This window comes from Vibrio renipiscarius (genome assembly GCF_000827885.1).
Lineage (GTDB): Bacteria > Pseudomonadota > Gammaproteobacteria > Enterobacterales > Vibrionaceae > Vibrio > Vibrio renipiscarius.
In genome coordinates, this window is sequence record NZ_JTKH01000006.1 from 331,525 (window position 1) to 356,487 (window position 24,963).

Sequence of the window (24,963 nt, forward strand, 5' to 3'; positions counted from 1 at the left end):
AATTTTATTACCAATAGAAAGGAATTAACGATGAAGATATTACTAGTCTGTGCTGGCGGTTTCTCTACCACGATGATGATGGAAGAAATTAAAAAAACGATCAACGGTAGCCAGAAATTAAACTTGGAAGACTTCACATTAGAAGCTATTTCTGTTGACCGCCTATCAGAAAAAATCGGTAATTTTGAAGTTATTTTGGTTGGCCCACAATTAAGCCACAAATATAAGGCAATTGAAGCTTCTGCATTAGAGAACAATAAACCGTCGGTTCTTTTGTCTGCGGAAATTTATGGCGCAATGGATGGTGCTACTGTTCTGAAACAAGCGCTTCTCGCCCATAGAAAGCATCAGATGAGCCTAACGGACTAATTTTACGTCTCTTTTGGGTTTTTTGCGTGATTCTGTTGTACCCATTATTATAATGAATAAAGGTTATTTATATGAGCCTGTTCGCTTCTTTTGAAAAACTGCTCAGTAGCATATTGCTGCCAATAGCGGAAAAAATAGACAAGCAAGTCCATCTAAGTGCAGTAAAAAAAGGCATGGTGGTATTAACGCCAATATTATTGCTTGGTTCGATGGCGTATCCATTAAAAGCACTGAAAAACGTATTTTCTGATTCAGCCGCTGTACAAGAATGGTTTATTAACAATACGTACTTAATCGATCTTCTGATTAAGTTTTCACTTGGCTTTATTGCCATCTATACCGTTATTGCGATCGCTTACTTCTTGAGTGAAGGCTATAAAATCTACACGGTCGGCGCGATTGCGTTATCGCTCTTTTCTTATCTCATATTGACGACGTCGGTAAACCCGGATGGCTCGCTGGATATTCGTTTCTTTGACTCGAAGGGTCTATTTACAGCGATATTCGTTGCGATTGCCAGTGTTGAGATATATCGATTCTTTACCGAGCGAAAACTGGTTATCAGAATGCCAGAAGGCGTGCCGGATTTTGTTTCTAGCTCGTTTGAATTGATCACACCAACCGCATTTATCGCTGTGTTGTTTATCTCAATTCGTTACTTTGTCGCCGATTTCACGGGTGGTTTACTGGTACCAGAAATCTTGATGGAAGTATTAGCGCCGGTTGTTGGTAGCTTGGATAACTTATGGGTTGTGTGGTTCGTTATCATGCTGCGCTTGTTGTTCTGGTTCTTCGGTATTCACTCTGCGGTACTGAGCCCAATTCTTTCACCTATTTTTGTGCAATACCTGTCTGAAAATATTGCGGCAAAAACACTTGCAGAAGAGCTTCCACACTTTGTGACCGGCGGTACGTTCTCAGCCTTTGTTAACTTTACGGGTTCCGGCGTCACGTTGGGTCTGGTGATTGCGATGATGATTGCCAAAACGCAACGTTACCGGAAAGTGGGTCAAGTTTCGTTAGTGCCAAGCTTATTTGGTATCAACGAACCGGTGCTCTTTGGTGCTCCAATCATCTTGAACCCGATTTTGTTTATTCCGTTTGTACTGGGCGGCTCGCTTATCGGCATCTTCCCGCTGGTTCTAATGAAATATGGCTTCTTAGCGAAACCGTTCTTTGATCCACCGTATCTGCCATTGTTCTTTGAAGGCTACCTAACGGCCTTTGACTGGAAGACACCGTTTGTTCAGCTAGTTCAGATTATGGCGTCGTTCTGTGTTTACTATCCGTTCTTTAGAATTATGGATAAACAAGAAATGATCCGTGAAGCCGAAGTTCAAGCGGAAAAAGAGAAGAAATCAGTGTTCAGCAAGAAAGATGATGAACTACTCGATGAGCTAGGGCTCGATTTCTAAGGCAATTCAATGTGTCGCGGCTCCTAATGTTTAGGAGCCGTATTGCTAACTAATGGATACGTTTGAGGCAAATATTATGCATGAATTGAGTCTTGAAACTTACAAAGCCCAGTTTGATGCATTGTTGGTGAGTGATCCTTACCATAAGCGTTATCTGAGCGGATTTACGGGCAGTGGAGGCCACTTGCTTTTAACACAAAGCGGCAGCGAGTTATTCATCGCCGGTAAGTATTGGAATCAAGTTGCGGAACAAAGCCCGCATTGTCACCGAGTGAATACTGATGAGGCGGGGTGGATTGCAACGCTGCAACAGCGATTAAATCAATTGGATATTGAGCGACTTGGCTTTGAAAGCCATGCGTTAAGTTACCAAGATGTCTCGGTGTTACAGCAGGGTTTATCCCAGCAGCTTGTCCCGACAACGGAGGTCGTCACGCCTCTTCGTCGCTGTAAATCCCCCCAAGAAATTGAGTTGATACGCCAAGCCTGTGCCATCACCGAATCGGCGATTGAATCTGGATTAGCGGATTTTAAGCAAGGCATGAGTGAGCATCAGCTTGCGGCTCATATTGAATTTCATGCTCGTTTACTCGGCGCGGATAGTATTGACTTTTTGATTGTCGTATCGGGCGAGCGCGGCGCGTTACCTCATGGGCGTCCGTCGAACCGTATCATCGGATCCTGCGAGCTCGTCACGATCGATTTCGGCGTTGTGTATCAAGGCTATCACTCTGATGTTACCCGTACGTTTTGCACCGGTCAGCCCGCACAAGCGTTACAAGATTTGTTTGATGCGGTGAAAACGGCGCAGCAAATGGGTGTGGCGATGCTCCGCCCAGGAATCACCGCAAGCAGCGTGGACCGAGCGGTGCGGCAAAACCTTACGCAACAAGGATATGGCAAGGCCTTTTGCCATGGTTTAGGCCACGGCGTGGGATTACAAGGTCACGAGTACCCAATATTAAACGAAAGCAGCCAAGCCATTTTAGAGGTGGGCATGGTCTTAACAATAGAGCCGGGCGTTTATATTGAAGGGCTAGGTGGCGCGAGAGTCGAAGATACGCTGGTCATGACACAAGATGGCTGTGAAAGCCTAACCACACTCCCTAGAGAGTTACGTGATATTGATTCGATATCCGTCAACGCGCTCAAGTGATGCTAATAATTCAGGATTAATAACAATGACAGATTTCAGTTTGTTGGCTCAATTAAATAATGCTCACGGCCCTTCAGGAAGAGAAGAGGAAGTGAGAAAAGTGGTGTGTGAGGCACTTTCGTCTGTGGCCGATGAGATCAGTTTTGATGGGCTAGGAAGCGTGATTGCGCGACTCAACCGTCATGCTACTGGCCCAAAAGTGGCCGTTGTGGCGCATATGGACGAAGTGGGTTTCTTGATTCGTGAAATTCGCCCAGACGGTTTACTCAAAGTGTTTAAATTGGGTGGCATTGATCCTGCGGTGGCAGTGAACAGTGAGTTAGAAATTAAAACTCGTCATGGGAAAAAATACACCGGGTTAGTGTGGAGTAATAAGCCCGTTACAGAATTGACCATCGATGATTTGTGGGTCGATGTGGGCGCAACATGCCAACAAGAGGTGATCGAGATGGGGATTGAAATCGGCGACAGCGCCGTCTTTGCAACCCGTCATTTTGACTTGAATAACAGCGGTAATTTGGTGGCGAAAGCGCTCGATGATCGTATTGGCTGCTGGCTTGGTCTTGAATTAATGCGCACATTGGCCGACAAAAATTTGCCATGTGATTTCTACTTTGTTGCCTCAGTACAAGAAGAAGTCGGCACGAAAGGCGGAAAAACAGCTATCGAACAATTACGACCGGATGTCGTATTGGTATTGGATGTGGCAACAGCGAAACATGTCAGCCCAAGTTCCGGTTCACAACGTGTATACGGCCAAGGGCCATGTGTCGTGGTTGCGGATAAAATCGCATTAGGCCATTACCCGCTCTTAAACTTCGTCAGTGACGTGGCAAAAGAGCAGGGCATTCCAATTCAACGCGATTTTCTCGCAGGGGGCGGAACCGATAATGGCCCAGCAACACTGGTGGGTAGCGGTATTGCAGGGCTTGCAGTGACACTGCCTGTGCGAAATTGTCACTCCGCTTATACGCAAGTCAATCAGCAGGATGTGACTCAATGCTTGTGCTTATTGCAGCATGTGATCACTCAACTGGATGAAACGCAGAAAGCGCGCTTGTACCCCTATTACTCTTAGGATTATCCGTCTCAGTAAGGTTCGCGAATGGGTCTTGTTCCGTCAGTCGCTGGTGGAGTTGATAGACGGCTCGTAGGTGCTGAACATTATCAATATGGCTGATCATCATGATTTGACGAATGGTTCGTTGAAACACATCTTTGATTGGCTTTGCCAGTGGAAGATGCGCGATGGCAATGCGGTGTGAATGCGCCGCACTCTTGCCATGGCAGATTAACAATCCGTGCTGTGCGAAGTAGGCGTGGCTATGGGCGTAGAATAACGTCTGCACGCCGCTCGCATACTCTTTCGTGACTAAGCCCATACGTTCCATTTCACCACTTAACCAATTTAGCGCTGGCGTTAGTTCCTGGCTTTTGGGCATGCTGCTGGTGTCTCTTAGTGTGACCAGTAAATCATCCAAGGCGGGCAGGGGACGATCATCGGTGATGTTATCGCCCATCTGACGGGTAATTTTGTTCACAAACTCGTCGCTATTAAAATCGTGGCTGCAACTTTTGGCAATCGTCAGCAATTTTTTCAACGAGATGGCGTGTTGACCTCGCGCTTCGATCGCTTTGTGGATCAAGTGGCTTAAATAGCCGATTTCTTCTTTACGCAGTGGCTCCACTAAGTGATGAGCATGCTGATTCGCAACGAGTTCTACTTTTTCAAACAACTGGCGAGAGTAGAGGTTTTGCTCACAATAGTGAGTATTGAGATTGTTTTTGGCTCGGTATACCGCGGTGATAAGGTAAGAAACCATATCATTGAGCAAGACTCTATCGGTCAGAAGATCGTGACCACAATCCAGACTGACCGAGGTCAGCAGTTGAAAGATAAAACTCTCAGCTTGTAGGCGCTTTTCATAAAAACCATCGGTGTTATTGCCACTTAAAAAGTACTCAGCGAGATGTTGAGCCTCAAAACGGTAGCATTCTTGCTGCCAATCTAACGCTTCTTGAATATAGAAAAAGGCTTTGGTTGATTGCAGAAAAGAACCGTTATTTTTCCGATTGATCAAAATGCCCTGTTGAATACGAATCAACGTGATCATCAAATAGATGGTGAACAAGTTTTTAAATTCATGACTCAGTGAACAATTCGCGCTTTTCTCGAGACGGTTAACCGCAGAGAAGGCCGCGGTAGGGGCATGTCGTTCAAGGTACTGGCGAATAATGGCCACGATATCCCGCTCATAGAAATAGCGCTTTTGTAAGTAATGGATACCATCCGTTTTACAAAACAGATACTTGGAAGCGTAACACATCTGTAGATAGCGAATTTGCTTCTCTTTTCCTGAGACAAAGAGTTGCTGATCAATCACTTCCAACTCTAAATCGAGCTCATTAAACATTTGGTTGGTATTGCGGAGATCTTTATTGAGCGTTGGTCTGCTTACTCGTAAATAGCTTTGGATATCCGATAGAGCTGTTTCTGGCGCAAATAGAGCCGTTGTCGCCAAATATTCTTCTCTCTCATGCTTAGAAAAGACAAAATTAGTCGCTAACGTATCACTGAAAAAGCGTTGAGCGTCATGCGGATAATGCAACTCGCCTTGAGTGAGTGCGATTGGCGTCATCTCAAGCTTTTCTAAGTAATAGTTGATGTTTTCTATCGCGTAGCGAAGATTTCGCGAGGTCATATTAAACACCGCGGCAAGGGCGTTAATATTGCTGCGCTGCATGGTGAGCGCAGTTACGATATCAAAATGCTGTTTATTTAAGCTCATCAGACAGTAGAGTTCACCAAAAAATTTGGCCAAGTTTAACAACATGAAACGAGAAAAGATGAGAGGCGTGCGACTAAATGAAGGCTTGTAACTGGCTGATGTTTAATGGAATGTTGTTATTCTGATCACAAGGTAAAAAAAGCTAGGCAGTTCAGTGAGCAAAAAAGCGTAAAGAAGTATTGGACCTTCTTTACGCAGATAATGTCTGTTAACGGTAAATCAAATCAGACCAATGCGTTAAGCCTGCAGTGACCGAACCGAAATAGTTACCCGCCACAATTTCAGTGTTTGGTAGAACTGAGGCCACGGCGGCGGTGAGCACGGTTGAGCGAGCTGAACCACCGGTCATGTAAATAATATCGGGTTTAATACCACTTTGAGTGACTGCTTCTTCAACCAGATTTCGGATCTTGACCATTGGGTTATCAATCGCCGCTTCAATATCACAACGCTCAGTGATGATCTCAAATTTTTCGGCTAGGAGATCAATCGTCGCAGTGTAATTATCATGATCAGATAACGCGATTTTGGCTTTTTCTGCTTGGTTGATGACACCATAACCTAAGGTTTCTTGATGCAGTTTTAATAAGCGCCCGAGTTTGTGAGGCTCTGCGGCACTTTTGAAAAACTCATGCAAAGGCTTGGTGTTGTCACTGCCATAAAAACTGCGTTGCGCTTGAACGTCGTTGATCGCCATCGCATTCCAATATTGAATCAGTGGCAGATCCAAACCGTTGAGCAATTTACTGCCAAGGCCAAATTCTTTCATAAAGCATTTGAAGGCTATAAAAATATCCAGATCATTGCCGCCAACCATTTGGCCGGTATGGGCAAGCAATGAATCATTACGTTCCAGCTTATTGCGCCAGCTTGGCCCCATACGAATCATCGAGCAGTCGGTCGTACCACCGCCAATATCAACCACCAACACATTTTTATCTTCGGTCAGTGTTGCTTCAAAATCGAGCCCGGCCGCAACGGGTTCGTACTGAAATTCGACGTCTTTAAAGCCTGCGCGTTTGGCTGCGCGAGTCAGGATGTTGATCGCTTGAATATTTGAACTTTCACCTCCGCGTCCTAAAAAGTTCACGGGGCGACCAATCACCGTTTGAGTCAGTTCTGCTTGAATCGATGCTTCGGCACGGAGCTTAATGTTGCTCATCATCGCGCACACTAAATCTTCAAAGAACGAAAGCTGCATATCACGCAACCCCATGGCGCCGAGGAAAGACTTGGGGGATTTGACGAAATAGGTATCTTTAGGATCTTCGAGATACAACGCGAGGGCTTGATGGCCAAACTTTACGTCGTCCGCTTGCACTTCTAGGCCTTCTTCATGGTTAATTTTTACCGCTCTTCGTAAGACCGCTTCATTGGTGTCGTCGCTTGGTTTGATGTCTAAGCAACGAAAAAGATATTCTGAGACAGACTCTGCGTTAGGCGCGCATAACGTTGACGGTATAAATGCGCTGTCACCGACGAGTGGAATTGGGGTGATGTTCCCATCCACAGTGTGGGCGACGCAGCAATTCGCGGTACCGAAATCGAAACCAATAGACATATTTACCTCAGAGTATCTGGAATAAGGGGGCGCACACTAAACCTTAGACTAATAGACGGGTCAAGCGAATCGATAAATTAAAATGATTTATTCGCTTTTGCTGCTTGTTTTTTGAGTCATGTGGCGCCAAGTTAGTTAGGTAACGGTGCATCAATGAATAAGGACAATGTCATGACAAATGAGTACATCCCAGCCGCAGTATGGACAGACAATAGTGAAACAGGAGGTGCGTGGGCCAGTATTAATCGACCAACCGCCGGAGCTCGGAATGAGCAAGCGCTCCCCGTTGGTCAACATGCCTTACAACTTTATTCAATGGGCACCCCTAATGGGCAGAAAGTCACCATTATGTTGGAAGAGCTATTGGCGCTGGGCGTGAAAGAAGCCGAGTACGACGCGCACTTAATTCGTATTGGCGATGGCGATCAGTTCTCTTCAGGTTTCGTGGCGGTAAACCCCAACTCGAAGATTCCCGCGCTGGTGGATACAACGGCAACCCCCGCGATTAATGTGTTTGAATCTGGGCACATTTTGTTTTATTTGGCGGAGAAGTTCGGCCAATTATTGCCCACTGATGTCGCGAAACGCACGCAGGCGATGAACTGGTTATTTTGGCTGCAAGGCAGCGCGCCTTATTTAGGGGGTGGCTTTGGCCACTTTTATGCGTACGCCCCAGAAAAGCTCGAGTACCCGATTAATCGTTTTACGATGGAAGCGAAGCGTCAATTGGATCTGCTGGATAAACATTTGGCCGATAATCGTTACTTGGCTGGAGATGATTATTCGATTGCGGATATCGCCACTTGGCCTTGGTATGGCAATTTAGTGCTGGGCAAATTATATGGCGCAGCCGAGTTTCTTGACGTGGAAAGTTACCCTCACTTACTGCGCTGGGCGAATGAGGTTGCAGCGCGTGAAGCGGTGCAACGTGGCCGCATCGTTAACCGCGTAGCGGGTGAAGAGTGGGAACACGTCCCTGAGCGTCACAGTGCCGCTGATATTGATCAAGTCTTGGCGAAACGACCGAAATAATCGGCGTTGCCACTGGCCGTGATACGTTTGATTTAAACCCTCGCAAGAGGGTTTTTTATTGCATCAATAAAGTGAAAAAGGTGAATGCAGGCTCGTAATATAAAGGCTCATATTACAAAGGAACGATAAAGTCCGCATCCGCTAAGGCAAACTGCGCCGCTTCACTCTGGCTGTCTTGCTCACCAATGGTTGACGCTTGAGGCAAGACAATAAACACCACCTCTGGATGACGAGAGATCCGTTGACCGCGTTCGCCCTCAGTATTAATCCGATAGCCATCAATATACACCGTTAACACGGTGTCATTTTTATCCCTTTCATAGACAAGAAAAGACCCCAGCTTATGAACCGCGCCCCATAAAATACTCAGTGGTGCCTGCTGTACGCTGGGCAGATAAATATCGTAACTGCGCGTTGGGTAATCTGAGCGAACCGTGTGGGTCGTGATCTCGAGTCGATCGGTCACGTATTGCCCATCCTGAAAAGGCATGGCTTCTTTGACGTGCTTGTTTTGTATTTCCCCATTGCAACGCTTGGATTCAGGTTTCAACGCATAATGGCGATGAGTGGCACAGGCAAATTCACTGACAAGGGTTTGAATCCCATCCACGAGCGCCGGTGAAGCAAAGGCATCGAGTTCAATTTGGCCTAATCCATCGACTTGTTTGAATAAGTCAGCTGCGGCGGCTTTGAATTGGTTATCGAAACGAACGGGAGTAAATCGCTCTTGCTCGATACCGGCTTTTAGAACGTTGTCGGTGTCGTAAACACGTTGACCTTGGCTGTCGATAATGGTCCAAGCGAGATTGCTGTATTCGGCGTAACTGCTGCAAGAGATCAACCAAAGCATAAGAGTGGCAGAGAGTCGCATGTTCTAATCCTTGAACGATTTGGCGTCCTTTGAGTGTAGCGTCTGCCAGTCAGTGTGCGGCAAGTAAATGGATTATATTTGCTGAAAGGCCTTGTGGCGGAAATCAAAATAGGCGTGATTTGCATCAAAATAAGTAATGAAAATGTTATTTTTTGCTGTGAAATTTGATAACTAAACCCACTGACATTTAGTGACATTTCATCGTCAAACTTCATAATGAAGGGAGCTCAGATAGCGAAGTGATGGGGAGCAACAAACGCCATGACTTTGAGTTGGATAGGGAAATTGCGCCGTGGGTTTTTAATCGCCCAGTGAAAAACGGCAAACGAATAATGACAATGTAATTGGAGTCAAAATGAAAGGGACAGTATTAGAGTTCAATAGCGATGATCGCTTGGGGTTAGTTTCGGCCGAGGATGGCCAGCGCTACACATTAGCCGGTGACGATTGGCGCGGACAAACGCTACCTAAAGCTGGCGTGAAAGTGGATTTTACGATTGAAGGTGAACAGGCGAAGTCGGTATACCCTGAATCGGCTCCGGCGAGTGCGGGCTCGAAAAAAATCGTGGCGGCGTTATTTGCTTTTTTCCTTGGCGCATTCGGTGCTCATAAATTCTATCTAGGGTATACAAAAGAAGGCGTGATCATGCTGCTTTGTTTCCTATTCGGATTTATTTTGCTGGGTATCCCATCGATTGTGATCGGCGTTATCGCCTTTATTGAGTTTATTCTTTACCTGGTTAAATCGGACGAAGAGTTTGACCGAATTTACATTGAAGGGAAGAAAGGCTGGTTCTAAATCACGCTCACGTCGTGCTTTAATCGAGTCAAAGCCAGTGCATTGCCGCTGGCTTTTTTGTGCCTAATCAACAGTCCACATTTTGGTCTCTCACCTGAGGTGTCATAAAAAGTTCATCATGATTCTGATTGTTAAATCTCTTAAACTTCATCATATTGTAATGACGATGTAATATTTGATGAGGTGTTTATGCAGCAACAAGAAATGATCCATCCTTCAACGTTAGGCATGATTAGCCGCACGTGCCTTTTCTCGCTGATCGGCATAGTGAGTGTCTTTTTATTGGTTTAATCCTTTGGTATTAATCACTGACCGTTTGTGGGTAGCGTTAGGAATACGATAAAGCGATACAATTCACTTGACGTTTTAACCTAGCACCCACCGACCGGTTCTGTTAGTTTGCTTACAATCTAAACGTGTAAATGGATTGTACATGGCCTCTCAAAACCCCCTTGATATCTCAACTCGCTTCTCGCAGTTACCCAGCGCATTTTTTACCGCAGTAAAGCCTCAACCGTTAGTCAATACACGGTGGATGGCGTGGAATGCCTCCCTGGCGACACAGCTAGGTTTGCCTCATTTTGCCCCTACCGACGATCTTAAGCATCAACTGGTGGGCGAGGCTGAACACCCTCTGTTTTCGCCGTTAGCGATGAAATACGCTGGCCACCAGTTTGGGTCGTACAATCCTGATCTTGGCGATGGGCGAGGTTTATTACTGTGCGAACTGAGCGATTCGACCGGCACTGTTTTTGACTTGCACCTAAAAGGTGCTGGGCTTACGCCTTATTCACGTATGGGTGATGGACGTGCTGTTATACGCTCAACGATCCGCGAATATCTATGCAGTGAAGCCATGGCTGGGCTTGGTATTGCAACGACGCGAGCACTCGGCATGTTAGCCTCTGACACCCCGGTGTATCGTGAGAAGCAAGAGTTTGGCGCATTGCTTTTACGTGTGGCAGAAAGCCATATTCGTTTTGGGCATTTTGAGCATTTCTTTTATAGCGACCAACTGGCGGAGTTATCGTTACTCGCCGATAAAGTCATTGAATGGTATTGGCCGGAACTGTCTTCTGCCGAACAACCTTATGCGGCCATGTTCCAGCAAGTGGTGAACAACACCGCTTTAATGATCGCCCAGTGGCAAGCCGCAGGCTTTTGCCACGGAGTCATGAATACCGATAACATGTCTATTTTGGGCCAAACGTTTGATTACGGCCCCTTCGCTTTTTTAGACGATTATGATCCCAATTACATTTGTAACCACTCGGATTATCAAGGTCGTTACGCTTTTAACCAGCAGCCACGCATCGCACTTTGGAACCTTTCTGCACTTGGCCATGCATTATCACCTTTAATCGAAAACAAACAGATTGAAGCCGCATTAGGGCAATTTGAGCCACTATTGCAGCAATACTATAGCCAGCATATGCGCGCCAAGTTGGGGTTGCATAATACATTAGCCGAAGATGGTGAATTGTTTGTCACGTTGTTTGAACTCTTGGAGCAAGCAAAGCCGGATTACCCGAGGTTTATGCGAGGATTGGCCAATATTGATAAAGACGGCGAACAAGCGGTTATCGATTTGTTTATCGATCGGCCAGCGGCTACGGCATGGTTAAATCGCTACCTAGCTCGTTGCGCACTTGAGCGGGATGAAGAAGGCATGGCGGTGCCGGCCGACGAACGTTGTCGTAAGATGCGAATGGTGAATCCGAAGTATGTCCTACGAAATTACCTATTGCAGAATGCCATCGATAAGGCGGAGCAAGGCGATTATGCGGATATTGAGCAGTTAGCACGAGTATTGGCGGCGCCATTTGATGAACATCCAGAGGATGAAATGTTAGCGCAATTGCCGCCCGCGTGGGGCAAAGGGATGGAAATTAGCTGCTCTTCTTAAATGGGGAGACGTTAAGCGAACGTTAGGTATTCGCTATCATACCTCTTCATCAATGCGAACAGAGGTTTGATAGCGAGGGTCCGCTGTTGATTTTCGACGCTCATAAAAGCGCCATTTTTTTGTTGTGTTTTTACGCCGCTCTACTCCCGAACGCTCATCAGATTGGTAAACGCCATCAATTAAAACCGTCTCTGAGATACTCTTTATTTTGATTTTTTCGCCCAAAATACATCCCCACCGCCTGTCCTTTTTCTCAGTATTGTCTACGTCTTACCGCGGTGCCAAATATTGCGCGATTAAATTGCGTACAGCTGCAATGCTAAACCCGCGTTGTTGCATAAATCACCATAAGAATGTGGGAGTTATGCAAAAAAATCGATGAGTTCAATGGCGAAGAACCACCGTGAGAGCTACGCAGCGATGACCACGGGGTGCCCAAGAGTGGGGTGTGAAATAATCGCGACATTATGTTGGTACACCTCTTTAATCACCTGACTACTTAGGGCATTTGTTGGCGTGTCATCGCTCACAATTGAGCCATTATTGAGCAGTACAATTCGGTCAGCATATTGGGCCGCTAGATTCAAATCGTGTAATACCGCCACCACCGTCGCCCCTTTTTTTGCCAATGTTTGCGCTAAAGCAAGCGTACTGTGTTGGTGATGAATATCTAAGGCGGATGTTGGTTCATCAAGCAGCAGAATTGAATTTGAACCACTTTGCTCGAGTTGCGTTAATACGCGGGCAAGATGAAGACGTTGTTTCTCGCCACCAGACAGGGTGGGGTAGTCACGATTTGCGAGGTGTATGACATCGGTTTGGCGCATCATCTCATCAATCACCAGATCCAGTTCTTCTTGTGACATCGTTAAATTGAGCCCACCTAATGCAACCACTTCCCGCGCCGTAAAATTGAACGACAGTGAGCTGCTTTGGGGAAGAACGCCGACATGTTTGGCAAGATCCTCTGATGCCCATTGCTCTCGGGGTTGGCCAAAGAGAGAAAACTGACCGTGAGCGGCTATCTCTCCGGTGAGTGATTTCAGCAACGTGCTCTTACCAGTGCCGTTTGGCCCGAGTAGCGCGGTAAACTCTCCTCGATTGAGTGATAAATTAATATTGTCCAGAATGACACGACCGCTCAGCGTGACAGACAAATTCTCTATGGCTACGGTTTCAGGCCCTTGATAGTTAAAAATAGAGGCTTTGCGACCTGATTTTGTCGATGAGAAGAAGGAGAACATTATAGGCGGCCCTTTTGTTTTATCAGTAACCAGATGAAAAATGGTGCGCCAAGTAACGCGGTGACAATGCCGACGGGCATGTCTAAAGGCGCAACGACGGTACGAGCTAACATATCGGCAATCAACAATAACAGCCCACCCATCAGTAACGTGACGGGAAGCAAAGAGCGGAAGTTCGGGCCAATAAGCATGCGCGCTAAATGGGGGACAATTAAGCCAATAAATCCAATCATACCCGCCAGTGCAACCGTAACGCCGACACCGGCGGCGGCTAAAATGATTAAGCGACGTTTGAGCGATTGAACATTAATGCCCATGTGACGGGCTTCAGCTTCGCCCAATAACATGGCATTGAGTTTATCGGCATCGCGGTAATAAATAACAAACAGAACAATCAAGGTGCCAAAAGCCAGCCATAAGCTGCGAGGATTCGCACCAGCAAGTGAGCCCATGGTCCACAGAGAAAGATCACGTAAGGCTTGGTCATCGGCAAAATAGTTTAATAGGCCTAATGCCGCTCCAGCTAATGCCGCAATCGCGACGCCAGCCAATAGCATCATGGTGACAGAGGTGCCATTTGCGCCGGTGCCTAATCGATAGACGACAAAGGTAATGACGCTTCCGCCAAGGCAAGCAAAAAGTGGTACGGTGCCAAACAGCAGTAAGGTGGGATAACTGGCTGCCAATTCACCAAATAAGACGATCGCAATGGCAGCCCCAAGCGCGGCACCAGACGATACCCCGATAATGCCCGGATCGGCTAACGGATTGCGAAATAACCCCTGCATAACGGCACCACTAATGGCCAAAATACCACCGACCGCAATCGCCAGTAAGGTGCGAGGCAGACGAACTTGTTGCACGACCATTGTAATATGCGCGGGTAAATCACCACGGCTGGTGGAAAGTAAATCGCTTGGCAATAACGATTGAATGCTATCAAAAAAACCAATGTTCATCGGGCCGACACTTATCGATGCAACGGTCGCAAAATAAAGCGTGATGGCCGCGATAATACAGAGGGATTTAGCGCTCAACATGCGTGAGGCTGTCAGTGTGGAAACCGCCATAGTGAGCCTATTATTTGTTATCTTCTGGGTGGAATGTTTGGAATAAATCATCAGTGAGCTGCAAGCTCTCAATGCCTAATCCACCAATAATGGCGCTGCTTTGAATTGGAATAATGCGGTCTTGGCTACCTGCTGGTGTGGCGGCAAGTAATGGGAACTCTTTGAGGATGCCGTCCTTTCCGCCCATGGCTTGCCATGCGCGATCCGACACCAACAGATAATCAGGCTGCATTTCGACCATCGCTTCCTGAGAAACAGGCTTGTAGGAGCTCAGCATCTCTTTTGCTGGGTTTTGGCCTCCGGCAAGCTCAATGATCACATCAATGGTGGTTTTGTCCCCTGCGATGGTCGCGGGACGGCCTTTGCTTAACATGGCAAACAGCACTTTGGGTGTCGACGTGACTTCGCGCTGCTGCATAGTCTGCAATTTGGCTTTCAGTGAGGCTTTAAGCGCCTTAGCTTGCTCTTGTGTACCGGTGATAGCCGCAATTTTATCAATACGCAGAAATAATTCGTCTTCCGTATCCCCAGAAGGCACCGTTTCCACGTTGATTCCGCCATTTTTTAACAGCGTTAATGTACTTTCTGGGCCCATTTCTGCGGAGCCAATGATATGTGTTGGTGATAATGCCATTAGTCCCTCAGCAGAGAGTTGGCGATGGTAGCCGACAAGCGGTAATTGATCGTTGGTGTTGAATTTTTTACTGGTGACATCCAGTGCCACTAATTGATCGTCAGCGCCCAGAGCGATAAGAATTTCAGTAATGCTCGATCCTGCGCTGATGATGCGATTGTTTGGTTGTTCTTGCGCCATAATTGAGCTCGAAGCAACGAGTAGGCCAAGGGTTAACAGCAGTTTTTTCATTAGTGTTCTTCCATAACAATATTGGTGGCAGAGATGTGGTGTTTTTGCATAAAAGCGAGCAAGTTAAGCATGGATTCGACGTCTGCTTTTTTATCGGCGGCGATCACAATGGGCTTATCTGGCGTTTCACTACGGGCTTTCAACAATGCGGCGGTGAAGCCCCCCCAATCCTGAAACTCCGTACCGTCGACTGCCCAGCGATTACCTTGATTTGTATCCACATCGGAATAAAGAATGCCGACTGAAATTACGGGTTTATCTGGTCGGGTGAGCGCGCTGCTCTCTTCCGTTTTAGGGATGTCGACATTGAGTGTTTGAACGCTGACATTCGCCGTCAGCAGCAGAAACACCATGACAATAAAAATGATGTCGAGCATCGGAGTTAAGTCAGGTTTAAATTCGTCATCACCGAACTGAGAATGTGACTGGATCATCAAATTACCTCGTTCGTCGCAGGGGTGATGAAGACTTTTTTATTTGCACACTCTTGCTTCGCGCAGTGATTTTCCGCGCAAGGATCGACAGAGATCCCCTCAATATGCAAGTTACTGTGATTGAGGGTGTATTCGATTTTTGCCAAGGTTTTGTCTACCCACATACTCAAAAGTTGTGCGCCCATAATCGCGGGTAGGGCAATCAGCAAACCCGCGGCGGTGGTGGTCATCGCAAGCCCTAAGCCATCAGCCAAATTCGCCGGTGAAATCGCCCCTTCTGTTGATGTGATGCCTTTAAACATTTCCATCAAACCTAACACGGTGCCCAGCAAACCAATTAATGGGCTGATGACGCCAATCATGGACAATAATCGGATACCTGAACGAAATTGCTGACGCTTTTTGAATAGCCAAATGCTGACGGCTTCTTCACGCAAAGGTTTGGTGAAGTGGCGATGGTTGAGCAGCATACGCATCGATTGAAAGGCCAACTGGCGACCATTTAATTCTTGAGAAATAAAGCGGTCGACGGCTTCTGAATGATTGAAATCGAGTTTGTGCACCTGCTTTAAAATACGGGTGGTGTAAGTTCGCCCATTGAGCAACATATATAAGGTGCGCTCAATTAAGATAACCAGAGTGAGAAACGACATGATGATTAACGGCCATGTCATGATACCGAGTTGGCTTTGCATATGACTCAATGTTTGCATGATGATTTGTCTTTACTACTGTAATTTGAAATTGATAGGGATGTGAACACGGTGCGCGATGGCTTGCCCGTGCTCAATTCGACGAGAAAACTGCCACTGCTTAATGGTATTCAGTGCCCGCTGGTCCAGTATGGAATGGCCGCTGGATGTAATGATTTTTTGTTTAATTTGTTTGCCTTCCTGGTTGAGCCAAACCTCAATCAACGCTTTGCCTTCTAAGCCTTTTTTTCGTGCCAGTTTTGGGTAAGAAACCGGTACAGGCTTCGCACTAAATTGCGGCTTACTGACCAACATTGGCTCACTCGTCTGAGAGGCGCTTTGGGCTGTGCTTTGCTGTCGGTTTAATTCTGCCTCTTCTGGCAATTTTGTTGTTTTGCTCTCTTTCTGTGGTGATTTCGCCGGTTTTGGACTCGGCGTCTTTGTCATTAAGGGCTCTTTTTTGATCGGCTTTGCCGCAGGTTTAGTGACAGGTTTGTTTGTGGGCTTCGCAATGGGCTCAACCGCGTGTTTGGTTTCTGCCGGTGCCGGTGCCGGTGCCGTCGCTGTTTTCTGTTCGGATTTGGCGGTGTCTGCCTTCTTACTTTTCGGTTCGTGTTTTGTTTCAACGACCGCTTTCGGCTTCTTGGCGCTGTCTTGCTCTATTTCTTTGTTCGAATTTGGTTCTGCCTGTGGCGTCGGTGTTGAGGCTGCCCGAGCAAGTAACTGGATTTGCATTGCGTTGATGCCTTGCTCCATAGACACGTGAATGACCTTCTCTTGAGGCGAATATGACAACGCCATACCTTGGATAAGGCATGCAATTAGTCCAGCAATTAAGTAACGAAGCTTTGTCATAGGGAACCGCAAGTAATTGACGTTGAAAACAATATGGCGCAAAGCAATGCCGCGCCGTTTAAATAACGAGATGCATTATCCACTAAATGACAATGAGATCAAATATCATTTACATTATCATTTGGGATCTATATTATGTCGAGAATAATTCTTATTTACAATTTAATTTATAAGATTTCACCCACAAGTTTTATGTCTAAGTTCGTCTTTTCTGAATGACAGAGTCAGGTGATTCTCGAGAGGTTCGGGGCTTTACGAATGCCGAAATAGACAGGCTTTTTGTGGGATGAAATAGGTATTGTGTAAACACTATGAATCCAAATGCCCCAGAAAGTGCTTCAGATGCGTCCGAGATTGACGCTATTGTTTTTGATCACACTGATGAATCCATTGTTGGCAGAAATACACCCGATCCGCTTCGGTTTGCCTTTAGCGGTAAAACTGGCCCCCACGTAGGGGGCAGTTCTGTGCCCGTCCCGCAAAGTAAAACTCAAGACGTCGTTTTGAATGCACTCAATACCCCTGCGACGGTAAAAGCGCGCTGTTTGTATATCCACATTCCTTTTTGTCGCGTTCGTTGTACCTATTGCAATTTCTTCCAATACGCCTCGAGCGATCAGCTTATTGCGGAGTATTTTGCGGCATTGGTGATGGAAATTGAGCGTAAGGCAGCCTTTGCCTGGACACAAAGTTTGCCGTTTCAGGCGGTGTATGTGGGTGGGGGAACGCCAACAGACTTGAGTGCCGATCAGATCAAACAATTGGGCCAACTCATCCGAACGCGTTTTCCGCTGACGCCCGATTGTGAAATCACCTTAGAAGGCCGTGTGAATCGCTTTAGCGAAGCGAAATTTGAGTCGGCATTGGAGGGCGGGTTTAACCGTTTTTCACTGGGTGTACAAAGCTTCGATAGCAAGGTCCGTCGTGCGGCGAAGCGCTTAGATGATGGTGATGTGGTTTTAGAGACGTTACAAAAAATGGTGCGCTATAACGCCGCCCCTATTGTGATTGATCTGCTTTATGGCTTACCACATCAGACGTTAGACATTTGGCAAAATGATCTGGAAATGTACATCGAATCTGGCGTAGATGGTGTCGATCTTTATCAACTGCTCGAATTACAAAACCTGCCAATGGCGCGCTTGATTGAACAAGGCAAGTTACCTCAACCCGCCAATACGGCCACGAAAGCGCAGATGTATCAGATGGGGGCCGATTTTATGGCGCGTTTTCACCAGCGCCGCTTGAGTGTCAATCATTGGGCTTCAACCAATCGAGAGCGCAGCATCTATAACAGTTTGGCTAAAACCAGTGCGGAAGTTTTGCCTATTGGCGCTGGCGCTGGTGGAAACTTTAATGGGATTAGCGCGATGCAACACCGCGATATGACGGCGTATATCGATGCGATTCAACAGCAACAGTTCCCAATAGGTATGGCGTTTAAAGGCGATCCGAACGCTCGTTCCCTAAATCAATTTAAAGCAGCGTTTGACCGCGGCGCGTTATTGAAGCGTGACTGCATCGCTTGGTTTGACCGCTTAATGCCGCTGTTTGAAGCATGGCAAGACAGGGGCCTAGTGACGATTACACCTCAAGCGGTGGCACTGACGCAAGCGGGGCAGTTTTGGTCGGTTAACTTGGCTTCCAGCCTGATCAAAGTCATCCAAAATGAGAGTGCGACTCGGTTGGCCGTCGCTTAATACAACGGCCGATAGCGCAGGCACTTATCACGGACATAGGTGCCTGTTTGATCAGCGAATATTTTTAAGGGTTCGCATCATTCGACAGTCAATTCGACAGCCAATTCGACGGTATAGAACCCGACAACAACAGATTTGATGTGAAGGAGAAATCATGTACAGCACATGTTCAGAAGTAGAAGTTAAACAACAAGTCACCGCCGCGCTGGCGCTGGATGTCGCCACGCCGGTTTCAGAAATGTCTCAACAACTGGCGCTGAGTGAAGGTGCCATTACTTTTGCTTTACCAGCAGAGATGGTGACTCAAGTGAAGGGGCACCACGCGCAAGCGATTTTAGAGCAGTTACCAGCGTGGGGGACCGTCACTACGATAGTGCATTCATTTGGCTCCATATTCGAAAGTAAAGCCCGTTTCCCAAAAGGTAAGGTGGCGCATGGCTATTACAATTTAATGGGACGTGAAGGTGAACTGCACGGCCATTTACGTCTGGATTTGGTTGAGCATATTGCCTTTGTGAGTAAGCCGTTTAGAAGTATGGAAAGTCATTACATTGGTTTCTTTAACGCTGATGGTAGCTGTATTTTTAAAATTTATGTTGGCCGCGATAAAAAGCGCCAACTGATCGCAGAGCAAGTGGCAGCGTTTGGCCAAATGAAGGAGACATTGAGCGCATGAGTGTAGAAAGTCAGCCAGAGAATAATCAAGACCAAACCTCTCAGATCGATCTTGAAAGAGAAGAGGTACGTCGTGAACGTTTACAAAATCGTTTAGAGCCAGAAGTGCGTGAATTTAGAGACTCACGCCAAACGCTTCAGTTGGCAACGATAAACCCAGAAGGGATACCCAATGCGACTTACGCGCCTTTTGCCTTTGACAGTCAGGCCTATTACATCTTGGTGAGTGATATTGCTGCGCACGGTCGTAACCTGAAAACCAACCGTAATGTCTCGATCATGATGGTTCAAGATGAAAGCGAAGCGAAGCAAGTGTATGCCCGTAAGAGATTAACCTTCGATACCACCGCGGAACTCGTCGAAAAGCAGTCACCGGTATGGCACAGCGGCATCGCTGCGTTACAAGCACGTTTTGGTGAAATTATCGATAATCTCAGCCAGTTGGGAGATTTCAATTTATATCGCCTGATACCTGAATCTGGCCGCTATGTGAAAGGATTCGGTCAAGCGTTTGAAATTTCGGGAAATGACTTATTGGACTTTGTTCATCTCACCGAAGGGCATGTTCAAGCCGAAAAAGAGCGTATGGCTTAATTTTTAGCCTGAACATTAACGCTCCTTCATAAAAAAATCTAAATCGAGGGAGCATTTTTAGTATTTGAAATGGATATATTCATGATAAAGCAAACTCAACTTGCGCTCTTCATTGGCGCAGTTCTTTCTGCCCCTGCTTTGGCAGAAGACGTCTACTCATTCGATGAAGTGGTCGTTTCGGCAACCCGTACGGAACAAAATAAAGAAGATGTTGCTTCTTCTATTGAAACGGTCAGTCGCTCGGAACTTGATAACACCATGACCAACAATCTCAAAGATACGCTGAAATTCACACCAGGTGTGGAAGTGGAAGGCAGCGGTCGCTTTGGGGTGTCGGGCTTTAATATTCGTGGTGTCGATGATAGCCGCGTTAAAGTGATGGTGGATGGCATACAGCAACCAGTGCCGTATGACCCGGGGGCCAGTCAACAGCGTAAATACCCGAACACCATCGAGACTGATATGCTAGCGGGCATTGAAGTGAACAAGGGGCCGTCATCAAGTCTTTATGGCTCAGATGCGCTCGGTGGCGTGGTTTTATTTCGTACCAAAAATCCTGATGATGTGCTCGTAACAGACGGTGATGAACATCGTTTTGGTATTAAAAGCGGCTACGCGTCAGTGAATGAAGAATTCAAAAACACCCTGACTTGGGCGATGCGCAGCGGTGACTGGGAAACCATCACGATGCTGACTTATGCTGACGGTAAAGAGTATCAGACCCATGGCGATGGTGCTGATGTCTTAGGGAAAGATCGTGGCGCGGCCGATCCTGCTGATTCCAAACTTTATAATGGCTTAGCGAAAATATTCTATCAAGCAAATGACGCCCATCGCCTTGGTTTGACGTTTGAATACTACAACTATCAATACGATTCGTTCTTAGCCTCGGAAGAGGGCTATGAAATCATGCCAGACTTCGTCTATACCGACTCGAAAGTGGCCGATGATAACACGCGAGTTCGTGTGGGTTTTGAGCATGATTGGACCATGAACACGACGGTCGCCGATGAGCTATTGTGGAAACTGGCCTACCAGACTACCGAAAGCCAATCGGATAACTACGACACCACCAATTTCCCGGGCAGTGGTTTTATGCCAGGTTATGATGACCGCAAGCGTAACCGCCAACGTATCGCTCAAGACGATTCGCTGCAGTTCGATGCCCAATTTAACAAGTTGCTCAGTTACAGCACGCATTACCACGAGATTACTTACGGTGCGAGTTACTTGAAAAACGAGTTCTCGTTAGAAAATACCGATTATTTCATTCAAAGTGGCCAAGCTGGCGTGCCGGATGGAACCTCGAAGCCAGGTAGCACGGGCTTGCCGAATGCCAAAGTGACCCAGTGGGGCATGTATGTACAAGACCAGGCATTCTTAATGGATGAGCGTTTGGTACTGTCTGCTGGCCTACGTTACGACTCATTTAAAACGGCGCCAGAAACGTCAGACGGATATGACGTTGAACATGTTGATAATGACAACGATGCGTTGACTGGGCGAATTGGTGCGGTTTACCACGTATCCGACATGTTTAGCCCTTATGCGCAAATTAGCCAAGGCTTTAAAGCGCCAACGGTGTATGACTTGTACTACGTCTATGACCAAGGGGCGATTTTTGAAGGCAATCCCGACCTGAAAGCCGAAACCAGCCTTTCTTACGAGCTTGGTTTCCGTGGTAAAAATGAGGTTGTGCAGTACGAGTTGAGTGCGTTCTATAACGACTACGATAACTTCATTGCTGAGCAAAAAATCGGTGAGCAAGGTGGCAAAGACGTCATTACTATGCAAAACATCGATAAAGCTCGAATCTACGGTGCTGAATTTGCCACTACCGTGCTGGGGCCTAAAGGTCTTTATAGCCGTTTAAGCGTGGCATACGCCAATGGTGAAGACAGAAAAACGGGTAAAGAACTTGATTCTGTCGCGCCTCTGACCGGTATTATTGGGCTCGGTTACAATGACGCGAATCAAACTTACGGCGCGCTATTAAACTATAAAGTTGTCGCGAAGAAAGACGACTGGCAAGCGGACGATAACGTGACAGCGCCATCGTACAATATTGTCGATTTGACGGCGTATTATCGCCCAATAAAAGACATGACGTTACGCGCAGGTCTGTTCAATGCGCTCGATGAAAAATACTGGGCATACACCGATCTACAAGGTGAAAATGACGGCCTGAAAGACTTTGATACGCAAGCTGGCCGTAACTGGGGTATCAGCATGGAATACTACTATTAATGCGGCTTGTTAGATCGTCAATGACGTTCTGATCTCTACCGTTAAGGGCATGTCGGATTTTTCTGCATGCCCTTATTTTTCGGAGTGAACGATGGGTGAATTTATGGTGATTAGGCTCGTTTTTGCGGTGTTTTGGGTTTTCTTCTTGCGAGTGATTTTGTTATCAAGGTGTTGTGTTAAGTTGCCAAATAGGTAGATAAAACCTGACTTAGATCTCCTTTTATTACACCAATGAAAAAAAACGCTAGTTTCTCTTGAAAAACACATTAATGTCCCCATTTCTGTCACAGTTGACTGCTTTATCGTTCGTTTTTGGAGCAGTTAAATGAGAATTTAGGATATTCCCTGTATGTTGCATGGGATCGGCTCGACAGCTATGACCTAGGTCGTTAGAATGCTGCGTCTAAATTTATGTCCTGAGGCTAATCGGAGATACCTTTTGTGGTCGCTGAAGCGTTTTACGCACAGGCTGGGCGCAAAAAGATATCGCTAATTAGTTCGATAACACGAACGTTGTTTGGTGCTATCGATTCTCGAATCTAAATAGGTGCTCTTAGAGTACAAACAAGGATGCAGTTACCGAGCCTCGCTCTGGTAGCTCATACGCTCGGTTTAACCGAGCCAGTATTGAGGTTAATTTATAATGCAAGTTACTGTTGAAACGCTAGAAGGCCTAGAGCGCCGTCTAAACATTACTGTTCCAGCTGCAAACATCGAAGACGCTGTTACTGCTGAACTACGTAACATCGCTAAAAACCGTCGTTTTGATGGCTTCCGTAAAGGCAAAGTGCCAATGAAGATGGTTGCTCAGATGTACGGTCAAGCTGTACGTCAAGACATGATGGGTGAAGTAATGCACCGTCATTTCATCGAAGCGATCGTTAAAGAAAAGATCAACCCAGCTGGTGCTCCAACTTTTGCTCCTGTAGAGACAAAAGAAGGCGCTGATCTAGTATTCAACGCAACTTTCGAAGTGTACCCAGAGATCGCTCTTAAAGGTCTTGAAAACATCGCTGTAGAAAAACCACAAGCAGATGTACAAGATTCTGACGTTGAAGAGATGATCGACACTCTACGTAAGCAACAAGCGACATGGAAAGAAGTTGAAGAAGCGGCTGAAGCTGGCAAACGTGCATCAATCGACTTCGTTGGTTCTATCGACGGTGAAGTGTTTGAAGGCGGCAAAGCTGAAAACTTCCCTCTAGAAATGGGCGCTGGTCGCATGATCCCTGGTTTTGAAGACGGTATCACAGGTAAAACTGCTGGTATGGAATTCGAAATCGACGTGACTTTCCCAGAAGATTACCACGCTGAAGCTCTTAAGGGTAAAGCGGCTAAGTTTGCAATCAAAGTAAACAAAGTAGAAGCTCGTGAACTTCCAGAAGTAAACGACGAGTTCGTTGCTAAATTCGGCGTAGTTGAAGGCGGCATTGACGCACTTAAAGCTGAAGTTCGTAAGAACATGGAACGTGAGCTTAAGCAAGCGGTTAAAAACCGTATCAAAGAGCAAGCAATCGACGGTCTAGTTAAAGAAAACGACATCGACGTACCAGCTGCACTAATTGACCAAGAGATCGCTGCTCTTCGTCAACAAGCGGCTCAACGCTTCGGTGGTAACCCAGAAGCTGCAGCTCAACTGCCACGTGAATTGTTCGAAGAGCAAGCTAAACGTCGCGTAGTTGTTGGTCTTCTTCTAGGTGAAGTTATTCAATCTGAAGAGCTAAAAGCGGATGACGCTAAAGTGAAATCTCTAATCGAAGAGATGGCGACTGCTTACGAAGATCCAACTGAAGTTGTTGCTTACTACGAGCAAAACGAGCAAATGATGAACAACATGCGCAATATCGCTCTAGAAGAGCAAGCTATTGATGCAATCATCGCTAAAGCTCAAGTAACAGAAAAAGCGGTTGGCTTTAACGAGCTTATGAACCAACAACCTGCTTAAGAAGCAATATCTTGCGTAGAAAAGTTGACTAAGCATTAACTATTCTGCTAACAATGGTCCGTGTGATAATCATCATCCGGGCCATTTATTTTAGGGACATCAGAATATGAGCTACCAAGAACAAAATACTATCATGAACGCACTTGTGCCGATGGTGGTTGAACAAACTTCCCGTGGTGAACGTTCTTACGATATTTATTCTCGCTTGCTAAAAGAACGCATCATCTTCTTAACAGGTCAAGTTGAAGACAACATGGCAAACCTTGTGGTTGCCCAGTTGCTTTTCCTTGAATCAGAAAATCCAGATAAAGATATTTTCCTTTACATCAACTCTCCAGGCGGCAGCGTTACTGCAGGTATGGCTATTTACGATACCATGCAGTTCATCAAGCCAAACGTGAGCACGTTGTGTACGGGTCAAGCTTGCTCTATGGGTGCATTCCTCCTTGCTGGTGGCGCAAAAGGTAAGCGTTTCGCTTTGCCTAACTCACGCGTTATGATCCACCAACCACTAGGCGGATTCCAAGGCCAAGCGTCAGATATCCAAATTCATGCTCAAGAAATTCTATCCATCAAAAACAAGTTGAACGATTTGCTCGCTGAGCACACGGGTCAACCGATGGACGTGATTGAGCGTGATACTGATCGTGATAACTTCATGTCAGCGGCACAAGCTGCGGAATACGGTATTATCGATCAAGTGTTAACCCACCGCGGTTAATGAAACTTGCTTTGAGTCCAGTT

The 24,963-nt window shown here is 46.4% G+C and carries 23 protein-coding genes; 13 read left to right on the top strand and 10 right to left on the bottom strand.

Going from position 1 to position 24,963, the window contains the following annotated elements:
- Positions 1 to 30 precede the first annotated feature (30 nt).
- The 4 genes from OJ16_RS04805 to OJ16_RS04820 all read left to right on the top strand — a co-directional run bounded on the left by OJ16_RS04805 (position 31) and on the right by OJ16_RS04820 (position 4,018).
- Positions 31 to 369, top strand: a complete 339-nt coding sequence (locus tag OJ16_RS04805; protein ID WP_040987965.1) for a PTS sugar transporter subunit IIB — start codon at positions 31 to 33, stop codon at positions 367 to 369.
- A 71-nt stretch (positions 370 to 440) separates the two neighbouring features.
- Positions 441 to 1,784 carry a PTS sugar transporter subunit IIC gene (locus tag OJ16_RS04810; RefSeq protein WP_040987967.1) on the top strand — a complete coding sequence of 448 codons (1,344 nt, stop codon included), beginning with the start codon at positions 441 to 443 and terminating at the stop codon, positions 1,782 to 1,784.
- A 76-nt stretch (positions 1,785 to 1,860) separates the two neighbouring features.
- Complete coding sequence (locus tag OJ16_RS04815) at positions 1,861 to 2,940, top strand: M24 family metallopeptidase (RefSeq protein WP_040988806.1); 1,080 nt, start codon at positions 1,861 to 1,863, stop codon at positions 2,938 to 2,940.
- A gap of 25 nt (positions 2,941 to 2,965) precedes the next feature.
- Positions 2,966 to 4,018 (top strand): M42 family metallopeptidase, encoded by a 1,053-nt coding sequence (locus OJ16_RS04820; protein WP_040987969.1) that lies wholly within the window; start codon positions 2,966 to 2,968, stop codon positions 4,016 to 4,018.
- On the opposite strand, the gene OJ16_RS04825 is transcribed toward OJ16_RS04820, so the two are convergent.
- Both OJ16_RS04825 and yegD read right to left on the bottom strand, forming a co-directional pair.
- Positions 3,966 to 5,762, bottom strand: coding sequence for a helix-turn-helix domain-containing protein (locus OJ16_RS04825; RefSeq protein WP_236688693.1), 1,797 nt, complete (start codon positions 5,760 to 5,762; stop codon positions 3,966 to 3,968). The two genes, OJ16_RS04820 and OJ16_RS04825, sit on opposite strands and share 53 nt — an antisense overlap.
- Before the next feature lie 175 nt (positions 5,763 to 5,937).
- The gene (gene yegD / locus OJ16_RS04830; protein WP_040987971.1) at positions 5,938 to 7,290 is read right to left on the bottom strand and encodes a molecular chaperone; all 1,353 of its coding nucleotides are present in this window, start codon (positions 7,288 to 7,290) and stop codon (positions 5,938 to 5,940) included.
- 171 nt (positions 7,291 to 7,461) lie between these two features.
- Between yegD and yghU the strand changes: the two genes are divergently transcribed.
- Positions 7,462 to 8,322, top strand: coding sequence for a glutathione-dependent disulfide-bond oxidoreductase (gene yghU / locus OJ16_RS04835; protein ID WP_040987973.1), 861 nt, complete (start codon positions 7,462 to 7,464; stop codon positions 8,320 to 8,322).
- A gap of 112 nt (positions 8,323 to 8,434) precedes the next feature.
- Here yghU and OJ16_RS04840 read toward each other — a convergent pair whose 3' ends face one another.
- On the bottom strand, positions 8,435 to 9,193 hold the full coding sequence (locus tag OJ16_RS04840) for a hypothetical protein (protein ID WP_040987975.1): 759 nt from the start codon (positions 9,191 to 9,193) through the stop codon (positions 8,435 to 8,437).
- A 355-nt stretch (positions 9,194 to 9,548) separates the two neighbouring features.
- Here OJ16_RS04840 and OJ16_RS04845 point away from each other — a divergent pair, with 355 nt between their 5' ends.
- Together OJ16_RS04845 and OJ16_RS04850 are read left to right on the top strand one after the other, a co-directional pair.
- A complete protein-coding gene (locus OJ16_RS04845) occupies positions 9,549 to 9,992 on the top strand; it encodes a TM2 domain-containing protein (RefSeq protein WP_040987977.1) in 444 nt (147 codons plus the stop codon).
- A 433-nt stretch (positions 9,993 to 10,425) separates the two neighbouring features.
- Entirely contained in the window at positions 10,426 to 11,898 is a 1,473-nt protein-coding gene (locus OJ16_RS04850; protein WP_040987978.1) for a protein adenylyltransferase SelO, read from the top strand.
- Between the two features lie 36 nt (positions 11,899 to 11,934).
- Here OJ16_RS04850 and OJ16_RS04855 read toward each other — a convergent pair whose 3' ends face one another.
- The 7 genes from OJ16_RS04855 to OJ16_RS04885 all read right to left on the bottom strand — a co-directional run bounded on the left by OJ16_RS04855 (position 11,935) and on the right by OJ16_RS04885 (position 17,058).
- Positions 11,935 to 12,123 (bottom strand): hypothetical protein, encoded by a 189-nt coding sequence (locus tag OJ16_RS04855; protein WP_040987980.1) that lies wholly within the window; start codon positions 12,121 to 12,123, stop codon positions 11,935 to 11,937.
- 185 nt (positions 12,124 to 12,308) lie between these two features.
- Complete coding sequence (locus tag OJ16_RS04860) at positions 12,309 to 13,142, bottom strand: heme ABC transporter ATP-binding protein (protein ID WP_040987983.1); 834 nt, start codon at positions 13,140 to 13,142, stop codon at positions 12,309 to 12,311.
- On the bottom strand, positions 13,142 to 14,212 hold the full coding sequence (locus tag OJ16_RS04865) for a FecCD family ABC transporter permease (protein ID WP_040987985.1): 1,071 nt from the start codon (positions 14,210 to 14,212) through the stop codon (positions 13,142 to 13,144). The genes OJ16_RS04860 and OJ16_RS04865 overlap by 1 nt, the downstream gene beginning before the upstream one ends.
- 10 nt (positions 14,213 to 14,222) lie before the next feature.
- Entirely contained in the window at positions 14,223 to 15,077 is an 855-nt protein-coding gene (locus OJ16_RS04870; RefSeq protein ID WP_040987987.1) for a heme/hemin ABC transporter substrate-binding protein, read from the bottom strand.
- Positions 15,077 to 15,511: an ExbD/TolR family protein gene (locus tag OJ16_RS04875; RefSeq protein ID WP_040987989.1), complete on the bottom strand. Its 435-nt coding sequence runs from the start codon at positions 15,509 to 15,511 to the stop codon at positions 15,077 to 15,079. Before OJ16_RS04875 ends, OJ16_RS04870 begins: the two co-directional genes overlap by 1 nt.
- Complete coding sequence (locus OJ16_RS04880; protein ID WP_040987991.1) at positions 15,511 to 16,224, bottom strand: MotA/TolQ/ExbB proton channel family protein; 714 nt, start codon at positions 16,222 to 16,224, stop codon at positions 15,511 to 15,513. Before OJ16_RS04880 ends, OJ16_RS04875 begins: the two co-directional genes overlap by 1 nt.
- 15 nt (positions 16,225 to 16,239) lie before the next feature.
- A complete protein-coding gene (locus OJ16_RS04885; protein ID WP_082030211.1) occupies positions 16,240 to 17,058 on the bottom strand; it encodes an energy transducer TonB in 819 nt (272 codons plus the stop codon).
- A 311-nt stretch (positions 17,059 to 17,369) separates the two neighbouring features.
- Here OJ16_RS04885 and hutW point away from each other — a divergent pair, with 311 nt between their 5' ends.
- The 6 genes from hutW (at position 17,370) to clpP (ending at position 24,940) form a co-directional block, all read left to right on the top strand.
- Entirely contained in the window at positions 17,370 to 18,758 is a 1,389-nt protein-coding gene (gene hutW / locus OJ16_RS04890) for a heme anaerobic degradation radical SAM methyltransferase ChuW/HutW (protein ID WP_040987995.1), read from the top strand.
- A 154-nt stretch (positions 18,759 to 18,912) separates the two neighbouring features.
- Positions 18,913 to 19,434, top strand: coding sequence for a heme utilization cystosolic carrier protein HutX (gene hutX, locus OJ16_RS04895; RefSeq protein ID WP_040987997.1), 522 nt, complete (start codon positions 18,913 to 18,915; stop codon positions 19,432 to 19,434).
- Positions 19,431 to 20,027, top strand: coding sequence for a heme utilization protein HutZ (gene hutZ, locus OJ16_RS04900; protein WP_082030212.1), 597 nt, complete (start codon positions 19,431 to 19,433; stop codon positions 20,025 to 20,027). Before hutX ends, hutZ begins: the two co-directional genes overlap by 4 nt.
- Positions 20,028 to 20,108: 81 nt before the next feature.
- Positions 20,109 to 22,274: a TonB-dependent hemoglobin/transferrin/lactoferrin family receptor gene (locus tag OJ16_RS04905; protein ID WP_040987999.1), complete on the top strand. Its 2,166-nt coding sequence runs from the start codon at positions 20,109 to 20,111 to the stop codon at positions 22,272 to 22,274.
- A 643-nt stretch (positions 22,275 to 22,917) separates the two neighbouring features.
- Positions 22,918 to 24,219, top strand: a complete 1,302-nt coding sequence (gene tig / locus OJ16_RS04910) for a trigger factor (protein WP_040988001.1) — start codon at positions 22,918 to 22,920, stop codon at positions 24,217 to 24,219.
- 106 nt (positions 24,220 to 24,325) lie between these two features.
- Entirely contained in the window at positions 24,326 to 24,940 is a 615-nt protein-coding gene (clpP, locus tag OJ16_RS04915) for an ATP-dependent Clp endopeptidase proteolytic subunit ClpP (RefSeq protein ID WP_040988003.1), read from the top strand.
- The last annotated feature ends 23 nt before the right edge of the window (positions 24,941 to 24,963 follow it).